Annotated in this window: 18 protein-coding genes and 2 tRNA genes; all 20 read left to right on the top strand. The window is 41.9% G+C overall.

The features are described from left to right. Window positions 1–76: 76 nt before the first annotated feature. The 20 genes from DCC82_RS02125 (at window position 77) to lysS (ending at window position 19,027) form a co-directional block, all read left to right on the top strand. A tRNA-Met gene (locus DCC82_RS02125) sits at window positions 77–153 on the top strand. 5 nt (window positions 154–158) lie between these two features. Then, window positions 159–230, top strand: a tRNA-Glu gene (locus DCC82_RS02120). Between the two features lie 214 nt (window positions 231–444). Continuing rightward, window positions 445–2,925, top strand: a complete 2,481-nt coding sequence (gene spoIIE / locus DCC82_RS02115; RefSeq protein ID WP_062677407.1) for a stage II sporulation protein E — start codon at window positions 445–447, stop codon at window positions 2,923–2,925. Between the two features lie 63 nt (window positions 2,926–2,988). After that, window positions 2,989–3,723, top strand: a complete 735-nt coding sequence (locus tag DCC82_RS02110) for a VWA domain-containing protein (RefSeq protein WP_012748837.1) — start codon at window positions 2,989–2,991, stop codon at window positions 3,721–3,723. After that, window positions 3,692–4,669, top strand: coding sequence for a protein kinase domain-containing protein (locus DCC82_RS02105; protein ID WP_097353946.1), 978 nt, complete (start codon window positions 3,692–3,694; stop codon window positions 4,667–4,669). The genes DCC82_RS02110 and DCC82_RS02105 overlap by 32 nt, the downstream gene beginning before the upstream one ends. Before the next feature lie 122 nt (window positions 4,670–4,791). After that, window positions 4,792–6,180, top strand: a complete 1,389-nt coding sequence (gene tilS / locus DCC82_RS02100; protein ID WP_012748839.1) for a tRNA lysidine(34) synthetase TilS — start codon at window positions 4,792–4,794, stop codon at window positions 6,178–6,180. A 21-nt stretch (window positions 6,181–6,201) separates the two neighbouring features. Then, window positions 6,202–6,747 carry a hypoxanthine phosphoribosyltransferase gene (hpt, locus tag DCC82_RS17905; RefSeq protein WP_081189187.1) on the top strand — a complete coding sequence of 182 codons (546 nt, stop codon included), beginning with the start codon at window positions 6,202–6,204 and terminating at the stop codon, window positions 6,745–6,747. Between the two features lie 94 nt (window positions 6,748–6,841). Further along, window positions 6,842–8,749, top strand: a complete 1,908-nt coding sequence (ftsH, locus tag DCC82_RS02095) for an ATP-dependent zinc metalloprotease FtsH (protein ID WP_012748841.1) — start codon at window positions 6,842–6,844, stop codon at window positions 8,747–8,749. A 97-nt stretch (window positions 8,750–8,846) separates the two neighbouring features. Then, window positions 8,847–9,623: a type III pantothenate kinase gene (locus DCC82_RS02090; protein ID WP_012748842.1), complete on the top strand. Its 777-nt coding sequence runs from the start codon at window positions 8,847–8,849 to the stop codon at window positions 9,621–9,623. 14 nt (window positions 9,624–9,637) lie between these two features. Further along, entirely contained in the window at window positions 9,638–10,525 is an 888-nt protein-coding gene (hslO, locus tag DCC82_RS02085; protein WP_012748843.1) for an Hsp33 family molecular chaperone HslO, read from the top strand. Between the two features lie 77 nt (window positions 10,526–10,602). After that, the gene (gene cysK, locus DCC82_RS02080; RefSeq protein ID WP_012748844.1) at window positions 10,603–11,529 is read left to right on the top strand and encodes a cysteine synthase A; all 927 of its coding nucleotides are present in this window, start codon (window positions 10,603–10,605) and stop codon (window positions 11,527–11,529) included. Between the two features lie 112 nt (window positions 11,530–11,641). Further along, window positions 11,642–13,057, top strand: coding sequence for an anthranilate synthase component I (gene trpE / locus DCC82_RS02075; RefSeq protein ID WP_062756164.1), 1,416 nt, complete (start codon window positions 11,642–11,644; stop codon window positions 13,055–13,057). 10 nt (window positions 13,058–13,067) lie between these two features. After that, window positions 13,068–13,646 carry an aminodeoxychorismate/anthranilate synthase component II gene (gene pabA / locus DCC82_RS02070; protein ID WP_012748846.1) on the top strand — a complete coding sequence of 193 codons (579 nt, stop codon included), beginning with the start codon at window positions 13,068–13,070 and terminating at the stop codon, window positions 13,644–13,646. A 4-nt stretch (window positions 13,647–13,650) separates the two neighbouring features. Beyond that, window positions 13,651–14,523: an aminodeoxychorismate lyase gene (gene pabC / locus DCC82_RS02065; protein ID WP_012748847.1), complete on the top strand. Its 873-nt coding sequence runs from the start codon at window positions 13,651–13,653 to the stop codon at window positions 14,521–14,523. Between the two features lie 3 nt (window positions 14,524–14,526). Next, the gene (gene folP, locus DCC82_RS02060) at window positions 14,527–15,381 is read left to right on the top strand and encodes a dihydropteroate synthase (protein ID WP_097354907.1); all 855 of its coding nucleotides are present in this window, start codon (window positions 14,527–14,529) and stop codon (window positions 15,379–15,381) included. After that, a complete protein-coding gene (gene folB / locus DCC82_RS02055) occupies window positions 15,353–15,733 on the top strand; it encodes a dihydroneopterin aldolase (RefSeq protein ID WP_097353945.1) in 381 nt (126 codons plus the stop codon). The genes folP and folB overlap by 29 nt, the downstream gene beginning before the upstream one ends. Further along, window positions 15,734–16,261: a 2-amino-4-hydroxy-6-hydroxymethyldihydropteridine diphosphokinase gene (gene folK / locus DCC82_RS02050; protein WP_012748850.1), complete on the top strand. Its 528-nt coding sequence runs from the start codon at window positions 15,734–15,736 to the stop codon at window positions 16,259–16,261. It begins immediately after the preceding gene. Then, on the top strand, window positions 16,213–16,434 hold the full coding sequence (locus DCC82_RS02045) for a helix-turn-helix domain-containing protein (protein WP_062677400.1): 222 nt from the start codon (window positions 16,213–16,215) through the stop codon (window positions 16,432–16,434). Before folK ends, DCC82_RS02045 begins: the two co-directional genes overlap by 49 nt. A 17-nt stretch (window positions 16,435–16,451) precedes the next feature. Beyond that, entirely contained in the window at window positions 16,452–17,453 is a 1,002-nt protein-coding gene (dusB, locus tag DCC82_RS02040) for a tRNA dihydrouridine synthase DusB (RefSeq protein WP_062677399.1), read from the top strand. An 89-nt stretch (window positions 17,454–17,542) separates the two neighbouring features. Next, complete coding sequence (gene lysS / locus DCC82_RS02035; RefSeq protein ID WP_062677398.1) at window positions 17,543–19,027, top strand: lysine--tRNA ligase; 1,485 nt, start codon at window positions 17,543–17,545, stop codon at window positions 19,025–19,027. The last annotated feature ends 326 nt before the right edge of the window (window positions 19,028–19,353 follow it).

The following is a 19,353-nucleotide window of genomic DNA, read 5'->3' as shown; positions in this document are numbered from 1 at the left end:
ATCTTGACTGACTCTCCTGTAGAAAAGCTATTGACAATCACATGTTTTATCATTATTATAAGAAATGTTGTTGCGTGGCGGCGTAGCTCAGCTGGCTAGAGCGTACGGTTCATACCCGTGAGGTCGGGGGTTCGATTCCCTCCGCCGCTACCACATGCGGCCCGTTGGTCAAGTGGTTAAGACACCGCCCTTTCACGGCGGTAACACGGGTTCGAATCCCGTACGGGTCACTATAAAAACGAGGGTGTTTCTCGAAAGAGAAACACCCTCGTTTTTTGTTTTTTCACGTTTTTTCGTGTTTTCTAACATCTGTTTGTGAATTTATGACATATTAGCAGGAAATGCGTCGAACGGTTTTTTTTGTTGCTTTTCTTTTTTTGACAAATTTTTGACTATTAAAAATGTATAATTGGGGCAAGAGAAAAACAAAGGAGTGGGATCGGAGTGGAAAGAGTAGAAAGAAGGTTTATGAATCAAATTTCAGAAGTGCCTATTCATGAGACACAGGCTGTGTTGTCGCGGTGGGTGCGCCATGTGAAATTGCGAGTCGGACATTTATTTATTCATAAGGGGTTTCTTCTTCTTATTATCGGTTTTCTGCTTGGACGAGCTCTTATTCTATCCAAGCTAACTCCATTTGCTTTACCGTTTTTTGCCGCTGTTTATATGTTGCGCCGCGATAAAGCAGCACTAGCATTTATTGCATTGCTTGCAGGTTCACTTACTCTATCGTTTGAGGCAACGTTATTTGTATTTGTCGGAATATTCGGTTTCCTGGTTGTGAATGCATTTATAAGGAAGTTTTTTAGTGAGTCGTTAAAAATGGTGCCTTTTGTTGTATTTTGTCTATCATTTTCTACAAAATTAGCCATTTTCTATTATTTGTTGGGAAATAGGACGCTATATGAAGCAATGATGGCGTTTGTCGAAGCAGGGCTCGCATTTGTATTGACACTTATTTTTATTCAAAGCATCCCGTTGTTAATGATTCGCAAATATAAACAAGCGTTAAGAGCCGAAGAAATTATTTCGCTCATTATTTTAATTGCGTCGATGTTAACGGGGATGATCGGTTGGACGTTCTATGGACTTTCACTTGAACATGTAATGTCCCGCTATCTTGTGTTAATTTTTGCGTTTGTGGCAGGAGCGACGATTGGCTCTACAGTAGGAGTAGTAACAGGGCTTATTTTAAGTTTAGCGAACGTCGGTAATTTATACGAAATGAGTTTGTTAGCGTTTGCTGGTCTTTTAGGAGGCTTATTAAAAGAAGGAAAGAAAGCCGGCGTGTCTTTCGGATTGCTCATCGCTACCTTGCTGATTGGCTTATATGGGAGCGGTAAGGCAGAAATTATTCCAACAGTGATGGAGTCGTTCTTGGCGATTATTCTATTTGCATTTACGTCTCGCTCATTGACGGAAAAAATCGCAAAACACATTCCTGGTACAGCAGAATATGCCAATGAACAGCAGCAGTATGTCCGCAAAATTCGCGATGTGACTGCACAGCGCGTTTCCCAATTTTCTCACGTATTTCAAGCGCTGGCCAATAGCTTTTCAACGAAGAGTCTAATTTCTTCTGATGAAGATTATAGCGAACGGGAAATTGATTACTTTTTAAGCGATATTACGGAAAAAACGTGCCAAACTTGCTTTAAAAAAGAACAATGTTGGTCATACAACTTTAATACAACATATGAATATATGAAGCAAATTATGCTAGAAGCAGATGCGGGAATTTTGGAACATAACCATAAACTATTGCGAGAATGGGACAACCATTGCGTAAAAGCAAGCAAAGTAGTCGACATGATTGAAAAAGACGTGACGTTTTATCAAGCGAATCGTAAACTGCGCAAACAAATGAATGAAAGCAGAAAGTTGGTTGCCGAACAGCTGTTGGGTGTCTCGCAAGTGATGGAAGATTTCGCGAAGGAAATTCAGCGGGAGCGTGAAAATCATTATTTGCAGGAGGAACAAATCTTTCACGCCTTGCAAGAATTCGGGATTGAAATCGGACACGTTGATATTTATAGCTTAGAAAAAGGAAATATCGATATTGAAATGAGCATTCCATATTGTGAAGGCCGCGGCGAATGTGAAAAATTAATTGCGCCGATGCTATCCGATATTTTAGGAGAAACGATTGTGGTAAAACGCGAAGAATGCGCCGCTTACCCGAACGGTTATTGCCGAGTAGCATTCGGCTCAACAAAAGCGTTCGTCGTAGAAACAGGCGTAGCGTTTGCGGCAAAAGGCGGCGGTCTTGTTTCCGGTGATAGCTATTCCATGATTGAACTCGGAACAGGAAAATATGCGATTGCGATCAGCGATGGAATGGGAAATGGAGAGCGTGCACATAACGAAAGCAATGAAACGTTGCGTCTTTTACAAGAAATTTTACAAACAGGAATTGATGAATCTATTGCCATTAAATCCGTTAATTCCATTTTATCATTACGGACGACAGAAGATATGTTTTCTACATTAGATTTAGCCATTATTGATTTGCAAAACGCTGTCACGAAGTTTTTAAAAGTCGGTTCCACGCCAAGCTTTGTCAAACGCGGGGATAAAGTCATGAAAATTGAGGCAAGCAACTTGCCAATCGGAATTATTAAAGAAGCGGACTTTGAGATTGTCAGTGAACAATTAAAAGCGGGCGACTTGCTTATTATGATGAGCGATGGGGTGTTTGAAGGACCGCCGCACGTAGAAAATTACGATTTATGGATGAAGCGGAAAATTAAAGAATTGAAAACGAACGACCCGCAAGAAGTGGCAGACTTAATTATGGAAGAAGTGATCCGAAGCCGTTCTGGAAGAATTGAAGACGACATGACGGTAGTCGTTGCGAAAATCAAGCATAACACGCCAAAATGGGCGACGATTCCAGCTTATATGTATACAAAAAAAGCGCAATAATGGTATAAAATCCCCATCCTCCGGCGATGCTTGTAATACATTAGCTGAGGAGGGGAAGATCAGATGCGCAAAGGAACGTTGCGGCAAATTTTGCTTATTACAGATGGCTGTTCCAATCATGGAGAAGACCCGATTGCGATGGCTTCTTTAGCAAAAGAACAAGGGATTACGGTGAATGTGATCGGTGTTCTTGACCAAGATACGATTGATGAAAGTGGATTGCGTGAAATTGAAGGGATCGCTTTATCGGGAGGTGGAATCAGCCAAGTTGTCTATGCCAAACAGCTGTCTCAAACGGTGCAAATGGTAACGAGAAAGGCAATGACACAAACGCTTCAAGGTGTCGTGAATAGAGAATTGAAGCAAATATTAGGATCGGACGTATCGCTTGAAGATTTGCCTCCGGAAAAACGAGGAGAGGTGATGGAAGTCGTCGATGAACTTGGAGAAACAGTGGAATTAGAAGTTTTAATATTAATAGATACGAGCGGGAGTATGAAAACGAAATTGCCAACGGTGAAAGAGGCACTGCTTGATTTGTCCCTCAGCCTTAATGCACGTATCGGTGATAATCGTTTCGCTGTGTTTGTATTTCCGGGGAAACGAGGAAATGTAGAAAAAATTGTTGACTGGACGCCGAAAATAGAGGAGCTTTCCACTGTTTTTCCAAAATTAACATCGGGAGGATTGACACCGACAGGACCGGCCTTGCGCGAAGCATTAACGTATTTTGAGAAAAAGCGGTCGTTAAGGGGTTTGATTCGTGATGATGAATCATACTTTGAAGAATCTATGTAACCTTCCGCTAGGGACGGTCGTGACAGGAAAGTGGCACCGCCATTCGTACAAGCTGGTAAAACCGCTTGGAAATGGAGCTAACGGGGTCGTTTATTTGGCGGAAAGCACGAAGGGGCTTGTTGCTTTAAAGTTAAGCGATAATAGCGCGGCGATCGCATCAGAGGTCAATGTATTACGTCGATTTTCCAAGGTCCAGGGAGTTGCCCTTGGACCTTCTTTACTAGATGTTGATGACTGGGTAAATCCTTTGATGAATAAAACGATTCCTTTTTATGTGATGGAATATATCAAAGGAGAAAATTTTTTTACGTTTATTCGCAAACGTGGAAAAGAGTGGGCAGTCGTTCTTTTGTTACAGCTTTTATCTGCCCTTGACCAGCTTCACCAAGAAGGATGGGTATTTGGCGATTTGAAGCCCGAAAACTTGTTAGTTGCAGGTCCGCCGCCGACGGTCCGTCTTCTTGATGTGGGAGGAACAACGTTGCAAGGAAGAGCTGTTAAAGAGTTTACCGAATTTTACGATCGCGGTTATTGGGGAGTGGGGTCACGAAAAGCAGAGCCTTCATATGATTTATTTGCTGTGGCAATGATCATGATCCAAGCTTGTTATCCAATCAAATTTGAGCGGAAAGGAGATGGACGCCGTCAGCTAATCTCCATCATTCAGGCAGATGATACGTTGCGGACATATCAGACGGTGTTGATGAAAGCGATTGATGGGAAATATAAAAGAGCTTCCGAAATGAAACAAGACTTTTTGACCGCTCTTCAGCGTTCTTATCATTCTCATTCCAACCAGCGTACTTTCCAGAGAACGATGCAAAAATCACGCCGAAATAAAAAAAGAAAACGCAGCAAAACAAAGGGAGTGTTGGAAACAGCGTTGATCGTTGCCGTACTTTTATGCGCATACGCAATATATGTATACCATCAAGTACTTCCTTGACAAATTTTTATCGCTATGATGTTTATTTTTGATAAAATAATTGGGCGAGATTTTTGAGAAAATATTGTAATAATGGTACGATGAATTTTAGAATTACGTTATTATAAAGAGGGTTTTTCCGAATGATTGCGGAAGTGTACGAGTTTATAAAAAAACATGAGCTGCTCACTCCGAATTCGACGGTCATTGTTGGCGTATCGGGAGGACCGGATTCACTAGCGCTGTTGCATTTTTTTTGGTCGATTCGACAAGAATGGAATATCACGTTGATCGCCGCACATGTAGATCATATGTTTCGCGGTAAACAGTCAGAGGAAGATATGAATTTTGTGAAACATTTTTGCGCGGCGCGCGGTATTATATGTGAGGCGGTGCAAATGGATGTTCCGGCATTCCAGCGCGAGTCCAAATTAGGTGTTCAAGAGGCGGCGCGTCAATGCCGTTACCGTTTTTTCGGTGAACTGATGAAAAAATATAAAGCGCATTATTTAGCTTTAGGCCATCATGGCGATGACCAAGTTGAAACGATTTTAATGCGGCTTGTGCGCGGCAGTACTAGCAAAGGCTATGCCGGTATTCCGGCAAAGCGCCCATTTTACGGAGGATATATTATTCGCCCGTTTTTGGCGATCAGCCGTGCAGATATTGATGCGTATTGTCGACAACATCAAATTACGCCTCGTCATGATGCTAGTAATGATAAAGATGATTATACAAGAAATCGGTTTCGCCACCATGTTATTCCATTTTTAAAAAAAGAAAATCCGCGTCTTCATGAGCGGTTCCAATCGTATAGTGAAATGGTAATGGAAGATGAGTTATTTTTAGAGGAATTAGCGAAAGATGCGATGAATAAAGTAATGGAAAAACAACATGATACGGTTGCATTAAAAATTGAACCATTTCAGGCGATGCCAAAACCTTTACAAAGAAGAGGGATTCAACTAATATTGAACTATCTTTATAAAGACATCCCTTCTTCCCTTTCGTCTGTACATATCCATAATATATTTACGTTTTTAAACCGCGACCATCCTTCAGGAAGATTAGACTTTCCGCATGGCTTAAAAGTCATTCGTTCTTATGACCGTTGCTTGTTTACATTTCGAGAGGAAAAAGAAGATATAAGCTATGCATTCGAGCTGGATATTCCAGCTGTATTGCCCCTCCCAAACAATCATGTAATCATTAGTGAATTTTGGGAACACTATCCGAAAGAACAGAAGGGAAACGATGTATTTATTATTGATCCGGAAGCGGTTCGTCTTCCGTTACGAGTACGAACACGCCGCGCTGGTGACCGGATGACGTTGAAAGGGACAAAAGGGACAAAGAAGATTAAGGAAATTTTCATTGAAGCGAAAATTCCTTTATATGAAAGGGATCGCTGGCCAATTGTAGAAGACGCGCAAGGAAATATTTTATGGGTTCCGAAGTTAAAAAAATCAAATTTTGAAGCAACAAATGTTACAAAAGCAAGCTACATTGTATTACACTATAAAGAGCAATGAACATCTAGGAGGAAAAGAAAGATGGGGATGAAAGACGATATCCAAAAAATACTTATTACGGAGGAGCAAATTCAAGAAAAGGTAAAGGAGCTAGGCAAGCTGTTGACAGAAGAATATGAAGGGCGTTTTCCGTTAGCCGTCGGAGTACTAAAAGGGGCCATGCCGTTTATGGCAGATTTGTTAAAGCATATCGATACATATTTAGAAATGGATTTTATGGATGTGTCCAGTTATGGAAACGCGACGGTATCGTCCGGCGAAGTGAAAATTTTAAAGGATTTAAATACTTCTGTGGAAGGGCGTGACATTTTAATTATCGAGGATATTATTGATAGTGGTTTAACATTAAGTTATTTAGTCGACTTATTCCGTTATCGGAAAGCGAACTCGATTAAAATTGTTACCTTATTAGATAAACCTTCCGGACGCAAGGCGGATATTCAAGCAGATTATGCCGGTTTTATCATTCCTGACGAATTTGTTGTCGGCTATGGCTTAGACTATTGTGAGAAATACCGTAATCTTCCTTTTATCGGAGTGCTGAAACCGGAAGTGTACAATAAGTAGTTTGCTTTTTCAGCCGCTAGCGAATTGTTTGTATTTATACAATTTTCTATGATACTATTGAGTATAGTGTGTTTCATATGGGAGGAGGCAAGAGATGAATCGGATCTTCCGAAATACCATATTTTACTTATTGATTTTTCTCGTTGTGATCGGTGTAGTCAGCTTCTTTAACGGAAGCAATCAACGGACGGAACCGATGACATACGATGCCTTTATTACACATTTAGAAAATGGCGATGTTAAATCGTTTTCCATGAAACCGGAGCGCGGTGTGTATGAGATAAGGGGACAGCTCAAAACGTACAGTGAGGATCAATACTTTTCCACTTATGTCATGAACAGCGATACGGTGCTGAACCGTATTGACGCTGCAGCGAAAAGAACAAGAGTGAAAGTAATGCCTGCGGATGAAACGAGCGGATGGGTCACCTTTTTCACTTCAATCATCCCGTTTGTCATCATTTTTATCTTGTTTTTCTTCTTGTTGAACCAAGCGCAAGGCGGCGGCAGCCGGGTAATGAACTTTGGAAAAAGCCGGGCGCGCTTATATACGGACGACAAGAAAAAGGTTCGTTTCCGCGATGTTGCTGGTGCGGATGAAGAAAAACAAGAGCTTGTGGAAATTGTGGAATTTTTAAAAGATCCGCGGAAGTTTGTGGAGCTTGGCGCCCGTATTCCGAAAGGAGTTCTTCTTGTTGGACCTCCGGGGACAGGGAAAACGTTGCTTGCGCGCGCGGTTGCAGGAGAAGCTGGCGTACCGTTTTTCTCCATCAGCGGTTCCGACTTCGTAGAAATGTTCGTCGGTGTCGGTGCGTCACGTGTGCGCGATTTGTTCGAAACCGCGAAAAAGAACGCGCCATGTATCATTTTTATTGACGAAATTGATGCGGTTGGCCGTCAACGCGGAGCAGGTCTTGGCGGCGGACATGATGAGCGTGAACAAACGCTCAACCAATTGCTTGTCGAGATGGATGGATTCAATGGAAACGAAGGAATTATTATCATCGCAGCGACAAACCGCCCGGATATTTTAGACCCAGCATTGTTACGTCCAGGTCGTTTTGACCGGCAAATTACGGTAGACCGTCCGGACGTAAAAGGGCGTGAAGCGGTATTGCGCGTACACGCTCGCAATAAGCCGCTGGATGAATCCGTTGATTTAAAAGCGATTGCAATGCGTACACCAGGCTTCTCTGGTGCTGATTTAGAAAACTTGTTGAACGAGGCGGCCCTTGTTGCGGCGCGACGGAATAAAAAGAAAATTGATATGAGCGACATCGATGAGGCGACAGACCGTGTCATCGCCGGACCGGCAAAGAAAAGCCGCGTCATCTCAGAAAAAGAGCGACGCATTGTTGCATACCATGAAGCGGGTCATACCGTCATTGGTATGGTGCTTGATAATGCGGAAATGGTGCATAAAGTGACGATCGTTCCACGTGGCCAAGCCGGTGGTTACGCGGTTATGCTTCCGAAAGAAGACCGCTATTTTATGACAAAGCAAGACTTGTTAGATAAAATTACCGGTTTATTAGGCGGGCGCGTTGCGGAAGAAATTGTGTTTAACGAAGTGAGCACAGGGGCGCATAATGACTTCCAACGTGCGACGAACATTGCTCGCCGCATGGTCACCGAGTTTGGAATGAGTGAGAAGCTTGGTCCATTGCAATTTGGGCAGCCGAGCGGGCAAGTGTTTTTAGGGCGTGACTTGCACAATGAGCAAAACTACAGCGATAAAATTGCATATGAAATTGATTTAGAAATTCAACGGATTATTAAAGAATGTTATGAGAAGGCGAAAAACATTTTAACACAACATCGTGATAAACTGGAGTTAATCGCTACTACATTGCTAGAAGTAGAAACGTTAGATGCAGAACAAATTAAACATTTATTCGAACATGGAACATTGCCAAACCGTGATGCAAATAATGGCAATGACAATAAAAATAATGAGGATAACAATGACGTCAAAATAAATATTCAAAAGAAAGATGAGTAAGATGTCTCTTTTTAAGGGACATCTTTTTTTATCCGAGTAAAAACAAGATATGATATGATGTAGAAAGTAACAATTTATGAGAAGTGGTGATGAAACGATGATTTTTGTGTTAGACGTTGGCAATACCAATACGGTGTTAGGAGTATATGATGGCGATGAATTAAAGCATCATTGGCGCATCGAAACGAGCCGGGGCAAAACGGAAGATGAATACGCCATGACGATCAAGGCGTTATTGAACCATGTCGGGCTTCAGTTTTCCGACATTGATGGTATTATTATCTCTTCCGTGGTGCCGCCGATTATGTTTGCGCTTGAGCGAATGTGTTTAAAATACTTTCATATTAAGCCGATTATCGTCGGGCCAGGGATTAAAACAGGACTGAATATTAAATACGATAATCCGCGAGAAGTAGGGGCAGACCGAATTGTGAACGCGGTTGCCGGCATTCACTTGTATGGCAGCCCTCTCATTATTGTCGACTTTGGTACGGCGACGACGTATTGTTATATTAATGAACATAAACAATATATGGGGGGCGCTATTGCTCCAGGGATTATGATTTCCACGGAAGCGCTTTTCGCGCGAGCTGCGAAATTGCCTCGTATCGAAATTGCCCGTCCGGATGACATTATTGGGAAAAATACTGTTAGTGCGATGCAAGCTGGAATTTTATATGGATACGTGGGGCAAGTGGAGGGCATTGTTTCGCGGATGAAAGCAAAAAGCTCTGTTCCTCCAAAAGTGATTGCAACAGGAGGGTTAGCGTCCTTAATTGCCAGCGAATCTAGTGTGATTGATATTGTTGATCCGTTTTTGACGCTGACAGGATTAAAAATTTTATACGAGAAAAACGTTGATAAAAAACAATGAAAGGTTGAGTGTGTATGTCAGACTACTTAGTGAAAGCCTTAGCTTATGATGGACAAGTAAGAGCGTATGCCGCACGAACAACAGATACCGTTAGCGAGGCACAGCGCCGCCATCAAACATGGCCGACTGCTTCCGCAGCGCTTGGCCGGGCTATTACGGCGGGGGTCATGATGGGAGCCATGTTAAAAGGAGACGATAAATTAACGATTAAAATTGATGGCGGCGGTCCAATCGGCACCATTTTGGTCGACAGCAACGCCAAGGGAGAGGTGCGTGGATACGTCACAAATCCACACGTTCACTTTGATTTAAACGAACATGGGAAATTAGACGTGGCAAAAGCAGTAGGCAAAAATGGCATGTTAACGGTTGTAAAAGACTTAGGATTGCGTGATTTCTTTACAGGACAAGTGCCGATTATTTCCGGGGAACTTGGTGAAGATTTCACGTACTATTTTGCTTCTTCGGAACAAGTTCCGTCTTCTGTCGGGGTTGGTGTACTTGTGAATCCAGACAACACGATATTGGCGGCAGGAGGCTTTATCATCCAGCTGATGCCGGGAACGGAAGAGAAGACGATTGAACAAATCGAACAGCGTTTACAAACGATTCCTCCAGTTTCGAAAATGGTTGAAAGCGGGCTAACACCGGAAGAAATTTTAGAGGAACTGCTTGGAAAGGGAAATGTCAAAGTACTTGAAACACTTCCTGTTTCGTTTGTATGTCGCTGTTCGCGGGAGAGAATTGCCGATGCGATTATTAGTTTAGGTCCACAAGAAATTCAAGACATTATGGAAAAAGAAGGGTATGCCGAAGCATCATGTCATTTTTGTAATGAAACGTATCATTTTACAAAAGAAGAGCTCGAACAATTAAAACAGCTTGCAGAAGCAAAAAATTAAAATGATTGACAATTCCATCAATAACTGATACATTTGAAACAAATTCGATAAAATTAATCGGGATTAGGGGTGGAAAGATGGCAAGAACAGTAAACTCCATTACAGAGCTTATTGGCGATACGCCTGCAGTGAAATTAAACCGCATTGTTGATGAAGATAGCGCCGATGTATATTTAAAACTGGAATTTATGAACCCTGGCAGCAGCGTCAAAGACCGTATTGCCTTAGCGATGATCGAAGCGGCGGAAAAAGCCGGAAAATTAAAACCTGGTGACACGATTGTAGAGCCGACAAGCGGAAACACCGGAATTGGATTGGCGATGGTTGCCGCGGCAAAAGGGTATAAAGCGGTTTTAGTCATGCCAGATACGATGAGTTTAGAACGTCGCAATTTGTTGCGCGCATATGGCGCTGAATTAGTGCTAACACCAGGAAGCGAAGGAATGCGCGGCGCGATTGCGAAGGCGGAAGAGCTAGTAAGAGAGCATGGCTATTTTATGCCACAACAATTTAAGAATGAGGCAAACCCAGAAATCCATCGGTTAACGACTGGAAAAGAAATTGTTGAGCAAATGGGCGACCAATTAGATGCGTTTATTGCCGGCGTCGGTACTGGCGGAACGATTACAGGGGCAGGACAAGTGCTTCGCGAAACATATCCAAACATTAAAATTTATGCCGTAGAACCTGCTGATTCACCAGTATTATCGGGCGGAAAACCAGGTCCTCATAAAATTCAAGGAATCGGCGCCGGATTTGTGCCGGACATTTTAGATACAAGCATTTATGATGGAGTCATTACCGTTACAACAGAAGAAGCGTTCGCCGCTGCTCGCCGCGCTGCTCGCGAAGAAGGAATACTTGGCGGAATTTCTTCTGGTGCCGCTATTCATGCTGCATTGAAGGTCGCCAAAGAGCTTGGAAAAGGAAAAAAAGTGCTGGCAATTATTCCAAGTAACGGAGAACGTTACTTAAGTACACCGCTTTATCAATTTGAGGAGTAAGCATCCTATTTCGACAGGGGAGGACCCCTGTCGAAATTTTTTTGTAATGATATGTTCCGCGACTCATTGTACAATAAGAATATGCATGGCTAATAAAGGGAGTGATATCGCTGTGCGGAAATGGAGAAATAGAAAGAGGCGAACGATTCCTTATTCGAAACATGATTGGTTTCGGCAATATAAGATGCTTGCCGCTGGTGAGCCGTATCATGCTCTGCTAGAAAGCGGTCAGGGCGGACGATATAGTATTATTGGTTTAACTCCTGCGGGTATCATCCAAACAAAAGAAAATCAGTTATTCATCTCTTATCGTGATGAAAAGAAGTGTTATGAAGGAAATCCGCTATTGTCGCTCAAACAATGGTTCGGACAGTTCCCGCTTCTTCCTTCGGAAAGTGAACTGCCCTTTCAAGGTGGAGCGATTGGGTATATCAGTTATGACTGCGCACGGTATATTGAAAAAATTCCTTCATATGCGAAAGATGATTTACAGCTTCCACATATGTATTTTTTAATTTTTGATGATGTATTTGTATATGATCATCAAAAGCAGCTACTGCATATGATTACTCATTATGGGGATGGAGAAGAATTAGAAGCGGAGCGGCGACTTTCCTTTTATGAGTCATGTTGGTTGGAAGAAAGGAAAGAGGATATCGAATGGGCATTCCAAAAAGAAGACGCCAGCCCATCGGTTTCGATGACAAAAGAAGAATTTGTCGAAGCGGTCAAAAAAGTACAGCAATATATTGCCCAGGGAGATGTATTTCAAGTGAATTTATCCGTGCGGCAATCAAAACCGCTGCTAGTGCATCCATTTCATATTTATGAGCAGCTGCGCATCATTAATCCGTCTCCATACATGGCATATATTCATTTTCCAGAGTTTCAAATCGTCAGCGGTTCGCCTGAATTGCTTGTCAAGAAGCGGGGAAGCGACATTAGCACAAGGCCGATTGCTGGAACACGTTCGCGCGGGAAAACAAAAGAAGAAGACAAGCAGCTGGCAAAAAAGCTGCTTTCTAACGAAAAAGAAATAGCAGAACATGCGATGCTCGTCGATTTAGAGCGCAACGATTTAGGACGTGTATGCCAATATGGTACAGTAAAAGTAGACGAATGGATGACAATCGAACGTTATTCCCACGTTATGCATATTGTGTCCCATGTGTCGGGAAAATTGCAGCAAGGAAAAGATGTATTTGATATTATACAAGCAATGTTTCCTGGCGGTACGATTACTGGTGCTCCAAAAGTACGGACAATGGAAATTATCGAAGAGTTGGAGCCGATACGTCGTGGTGTATATACTGGTTCCATCGGGTGGATTAGCTTCGATGGGGATATGGAATTCAATATTGCGATTCGCACGATGATTGCTAAAGACGGAATAGCTCATGTGCAAGCGGGAGCTGGAATTGTTATGGATTCCCACCCTGAACATGAATATCAGGAATGTTTGAAAAAGGCGGCAGCCCTTTGGAAAGCAAAAGAGCTGAGCGAAGCAGAGAAACTATTGAGAGCATGAGGTGAGATCGATGATTTTAATGGTTGATAATTACGATTCTTTTACATACAACTTAGTGCAATATCTAGGCGTGTTAGGGGAAGAATTAATCGTAAAACGAAATGACGAGATTACGATTAAGGAGATAGAGACACTAAGCCCTGATTTTCTTATGATTTCGCCTGGTCCTTGCACTCCTAATGAGGCGGGCATCAGCATGGAAGCCATCGAATACTTTGCAGGGAAAATTCCGATTTTTGGAGTTTGCCTTGGGCATCAAGCGATTGCTCAAGTATTTGGGGGAAAAGTCATTCGTGCTGACCGTTTAATGCACGGTAAAACGTCGCCAATTTTCCATGATGGAACAACCATTTTCGCCAATATTCCTAGCCCGTTTACGGCCACTCGTTATCATTCTCTTATTGTTGAAAAAGAAACATTGCCAGATTGTTTTGAAATTTCCGCTTGGACAGAAGAAAACGAAATTATGGCGATTCGCCATAAAACATTGCCGGTTGAAGGGGTTCAGTTTCATCCGGAATCGATTATGACGAGTCACGGGATGAAGCTGTTGGAAAACTTTATTCAAACATATAAAAGGGTTCGATAACAGTATGTATGTATATATCAATGGAGATGTCGTTCATAAAGACGAAGCGCGTATTTCGCCGTTTGACCACGGTTTTTTGTATGGTCTTGGTGTATTTGAAACGTTTCGTACATATGATGGGCATCCGTTTTTGCTAGACGACCATTTGGAACGGTTAAATCATAGCTTACAAGAGATGAATATTGTCAAATCCTTTACTCGCGGTGAAGTCATGGAGATACTTCGTCGTCTGTTAGAAGCAAATGGTTTGCGAAATGCTTACGTTCGTTTCAATATTTCGGCAGGCATCGGGGATATTGGTTTGCAAACGAGTGAGTATGATGAACCGACGATCATTATGTATATGAAGCCTTTTTCACCTCCGTCATTTGCAAAAGGCAAAATCGCAACAGTTCTAAAAACAAAACGAAACACCCCGGAGGGAAAAGAACGCTTAAAATCGCATCATTATTTGAATAATATTATAGGCAAACGGGAAATCGGCAGCCGTACCGATGTGGAAGGCATTTTTTTGAATGAACAAGGGTATGTTGCTGAGGGAATTGTCTCCAATATTTTTTGGGTAAAAAATAAAACGGTATACACTCCGGCGATTCATACAGGAATTTTAAATGGAGTAACAAGACAATTTGTGATTGCGATGTTGAACGTGCTAAACATTGAATATGAGGAAGGTTTTTATACACTTGACCATCTGCAACAGGCGGATGAAATATTTGTGACCAATTCCATTCAGGAAATCGTCCCTATTTATCAAATGAATGGTCGTACTTATCCAGGTGCTGATGGGATTGTTACTTCATTTTTGCAAAGGTATTACAAGCGCTTCACACCATTTTTATGGACAAGACATGAGTTGGCAGAAAGGATTGAATGAATGATGGGTACAACAAATGCAGCTTCTTTTGTACTTCGCTGCGGGGATTATGAGTTAGATTTACGGAAAAAGACCATGATCATGGGCATTGTCAATGTAACGCCAGACTCTTTTTCTGACGGCGGACGGTTTTATGATATCGATCGTGCCGTAGAGCATGCAAAACGTCTTGTTGCCGATGGGGCAGATATTATTGATATTGGGGGGGAATCGACCCGCCCTGGTGCAGAAAAGGTATCGCTTGAAGAAGAATTACGGCGTGTCATTCCTGTGGTGAAAGCAGTCGCTCAAGAAATCGATGTTCCTATTTCCATTGATACGTATAAAGCTGAAGTTGCAAAGCAAGCGATCGAAGCGGGAGCACATATTATTAACGATGTATGGGGAGCAAAAGCGGATGCAAAGATGGCAGAAGTTGCCGCTTTTTACGATGTTCCGATTATTTTAATGCACAACCGTCATGATCTTCAGTATCGTGATTTAATTTCCGACATGATTTCTGATTTAATGGAAAGTGTTGCAATCACAAAACGCGCAGGGGTGAAAGATGAAAATATTATTTTAGATCCAGGTATTGGATTTGCGAAAACATTGGAACATAACTTAGAAGTCATGCGGCGTTTAGATGAATTTGCCAAACTGGGATACCCGCTGCTATTGGGAACATCACGGAAACGATTCATCGGCCATGTTCTTGATTTACCGGTTAATGAACGAGTCGAAGGAACAGGAGCGACCGTATGCCTCGGAATCGTAAAGGGAGCTCACATCGTCCGTGTTCATGATGTATTGCCGATTGCGCGAATGGCGAAAATGATGGATGCAATGCTTGGAAAAGGAGTGGAGAACGATCGATAAAATTTATCTTCATCGAATGGAGTTTTATGGATATCACGGCGTCCTTCCCGAAGAAAATGTGCTTGGACAGCGCTTTATTGTAGACGTCATTCTCGAAACGGATTTACAAAAGGCTGGAAAAAGCGATCGATTAGATGATACCATTAATTATGCGGAAGTGTACGATATTTGCCGAAATGTTGTCGAGAAAAGGAGATTTGCGTTAATCGAAGCAGTAGCAGAGACGATTGCGGAGCAAATTTTATCTTCTTTTCCAACCGTTGCTCGTTGTACGATTAAAGTGACAAAACCAAATCCACCCATTCAAGGTCATTATGAATCTGTAGCAGTAGAAATTGTAAGGGGTCGTTAGATGGAAAATTATGCGTATATTGCTCTTGGCTCTAATATCGGTGATCGCCTATATTACCTGCGGGAAGCTGTCAAAATGTTGGATAGACATGAACAAATTTCCGTCACTGCTGCTTCATCTATTTATGAGACGGAACCGGTCGGTTATGTGAATCAAGATAAGTTTTTAAATATGGTTATAAAAATTTATACAACTCTTTCTCCTTTTGCATTGCTAGACGTCACGCAAAATATCGAACAAAAACTTGGGAGAAAAAGGGAAATACGGTGGGGACCACGAACGTTAGACCTTGACATTTTATTATATAATCATGAAAATATTGAAACAGAACAACTTATCATTCCTCATCCGCGTATGACAGAGCGGGCGTTTGTTATGATTCCGTTATTGGAATTAAATCACGATATCCATTTTCCAAATATTTCTGAACGTTTAGCATGCCTCATCGATCGACTACCTGACAAAGAAGGAGTTCGTGTATGGAAGCAGAAAAATGGGGAAGACGTATTCGCGCTTTTCGAAAGCTGAAAGGATATACACAGGAAAAATTGGCAAAAGATCTGGGGGTATCTGTGTCCATTTTAGGAGAAGTTGAGCGTGGAAATCGCTTACCGTCGGAACAATTAATAGAGAAAATTGCCGAACGGTTAAATATATCTGTAGAAGAGCTTGCACCGCCACGTTCAGAGCCTAGGGAATAAGAAAGGAGGGTAAACCGATGTTTAAAATCGGAGATGTAGAAATTAAAAATCGTGTTGTTCTTGCTCCAATGGCCGGTGTGTGCAATTCGGCATTCCGTCTCACGGTAAAAGAGTTTGGGGCAGGGCTTGTTTGTGCGGAAATGGTAAGTGATAAAGGGATCGTGTACAATAACGAAAAAACGCTAGGCATGTTATATATTGATGAACGGGAAAAACCATTAAGTTTGCAAATTTTTGGCGGAGAAAAGGAAACGCTTGTAGAAGCCGCAAAATTTGTCGATAAACATACGAATGCGGATATCATCGATATTAATATGGGATGTCCTGTTCCAAAAGTCACGAAATGCGATGCGGGTGCGAAATGGCTTTTAGATCCAAATAAGATTTATGATGTAGTTGCCGCCATTGTAGATGCAGTGGAAAAACCTGTGACAGTAAAAATGCGAATCGGTTGGGACGAAAATCATATTTACGCAGTAGAAAACGCGCAAGCTGTAGAACGCGCTGGCGGTAAGGCAGTAGCGGTTCACGGAAGAACGAGAGTACAGATGTACGAAGGAAAAGCAGATTGGAATATCATTAAACAAGTAAAAGAAGCAGTGAATATTCCTGTCATTGGAAACGGGGATGTAAAAACACCGCAAGATGCAAAGCGGATGCTTGAAGAAACAGGCGTGGACGGCGTGATGATCGGACGCGCTGCACTTGGAAACCCATGGATGATTTACCGCACAGTCCGTTATTTAGAAACAGGGGAATTAATCCCGGAACCAACGGTAAGAGAAAAAATAGAAGTATGTCTTTTACATTTAGATCGCCTCATTGCATTAAAAGGCGAGCATATTGCAGTAAAAGAAATGCGGAAACATGCGGCATGGTATTTAAAAGGGGTGCGCGGTAACGCAAAAATTCGCAATGCCATTAATGAATGTGACACTCGTGAACAGCTTGCCACCCTTTTACTTAACTTTGCCGAAGAAGTAGAAAGCAAAGAACAGGCGAATGCACAGGCTGTGTAAATGGATCAATAAAAGATTGCGGTTATTCACTGCCAGCCGTTGCTGGCAGTATTTTTCATAAAAACTTTTTTAAATGGAGTGAAGGCCATATGAGTCATGAAGAATTAAACGATCAATTACTAGTTCGTAGGGAAAAATTAAATAAATTGAGAGAAATGGGAATTGATCCGTTTGGAAAACGGTTTGAGCGCACACATAAAGCAAAAGAGTTATTTGATTTATATGGGGATTTATCCAAAGAAGAGCTAGAAGAGAAACAAATAAAAGTTGCCGTCGCCGGACGTATTATGACAAAACGCGGCAAAGGTAAAGCTGGGTTTGCCCATATTCAAGATGTTACGGGGCAAATTCAAATTTACGTTCGTGAAGATACAGTTGGTGAGGAGCAATACGAGCTTTTCAAAACTTCTGACTTAGGAGATATTATCGGTGTTTATGGAACAGTATTTAAAACAAAAGTAGGAGAGCTGTCCATTAAAGTATCTTCTTATGAGTTTTTAACGAAAGCATTGCGTCCACTTCCAGAGAAATACCATGGACTAAAAGATGTTGAACAACGCTATCGTCAACGGTACTTAGATTTAATTATGAATCCGGAGAGCAAAAATACGTTTATCACTCGCAGCCGAATTATTCAAGCGATGCGCCGCTACTTGGACAGCCACGGCTATTTAGAAGTAGAAACACCGATGATGCATTCCATTGCCGGAGGAGCAGCAGCTCGTCCATTTATCACTCACCATAATGCGTTGGATATGCCATTATATATGCGGATTGCGATCGAGCTTCATTTGAAACGTTTAATTGTCGGCGGATTAGAAAAGGTATATGAAATTGGGCGCGTGTTCCGTAATGAAGGGATTTCTACTCGACATAATCCGGAATTTACGATGCTTGAGCTATATGAAGCATATGCAGATTTCCGCGATATTATGAAATTGACAGAAAATTTAATTGCTCATATCGCGCAAGAGGTATTAGGAACGACAAAAATCCAATATGGAGAGCATACGGTTGATTTAACTCCTGAGTGGAAACGACTTCATATGGTAGATGCCATTAAGGAATACGTAGGTGTTGATTTTTGGAAACAAATGAGCGATGAAGAGGCTAGAGAATTGGCAAAAGAGCATGGTGTTGAAATAGCGCCGCACATGACGTTTGGTCATATTGTTAATGAGTTTTTTGAGCAAAAAGTAGAGGACAAGCTCATTCAACCGACGTTTATTTACGGACACCCGGTAGAAATCTCGCCGTTAGCGAAGAAAAATCCAGACGATCCGCGCTTCACAGATCGCTTTGAATTGTTTATCGTTGGTCGTGAACACGCGAATGCATTTACTGAGTTAAATGATCCGATTGACCAACGTGAGCGCTTTGAGGCACAGCTGAAAGAGCGAGAGCAAGGAAATGACGAAGCGCACGAGATGGACGAGGACTTCATTGAAGCGCTTGAATATGGAATGCCACCAACAGGCGGTTTAGGTATTGGCGTTGATCGACTTGTTATGCTATTAACAAATTCACCGTCTATTCGCGACGTATTGTTATTCCCGCAAATGCGTAATAAATAAGATATCGTGTCCCCTATGATCAAAAAATCATAGGGGACATAAAATTTTTAAAAAAGTAGTTGACTTTTATATTTATAATTGATATATTAGTAAACGTCGCTTTTGAAAAACGAATAAAACAAAAAGTGATTGACAATAAAATTTTAAAATGATATATTAACAAGGTCGTTTTAAAAAAGAATGTTCTTTGAAAACTGAACAAAACGAAGCGTCCACAACGAAAAGCGAAGGCGAGCGACACCTTCGGTGTCGGCGCCGAATTAAAGCCAATCAACTTTCTTTTTGGAGAGTTTGATCCTGGCTCAGGACGAACGCTGGCGGCGTGC

The sequence above is a fragment of the Geobacillus sp. LYN3 genome (genome assembly GCF_003064505.1).
Lineage (GTDB): Bacteria > Bacillota > Bacilli > Bacillales > Anoxybacillaceae > Parageobacillus_B > Parageobacillus_B toebii.
Note: the sequence above shows the minus strand (reverse complement) of the source record. Positions and strands in the feature narration are given on the sequence as shown.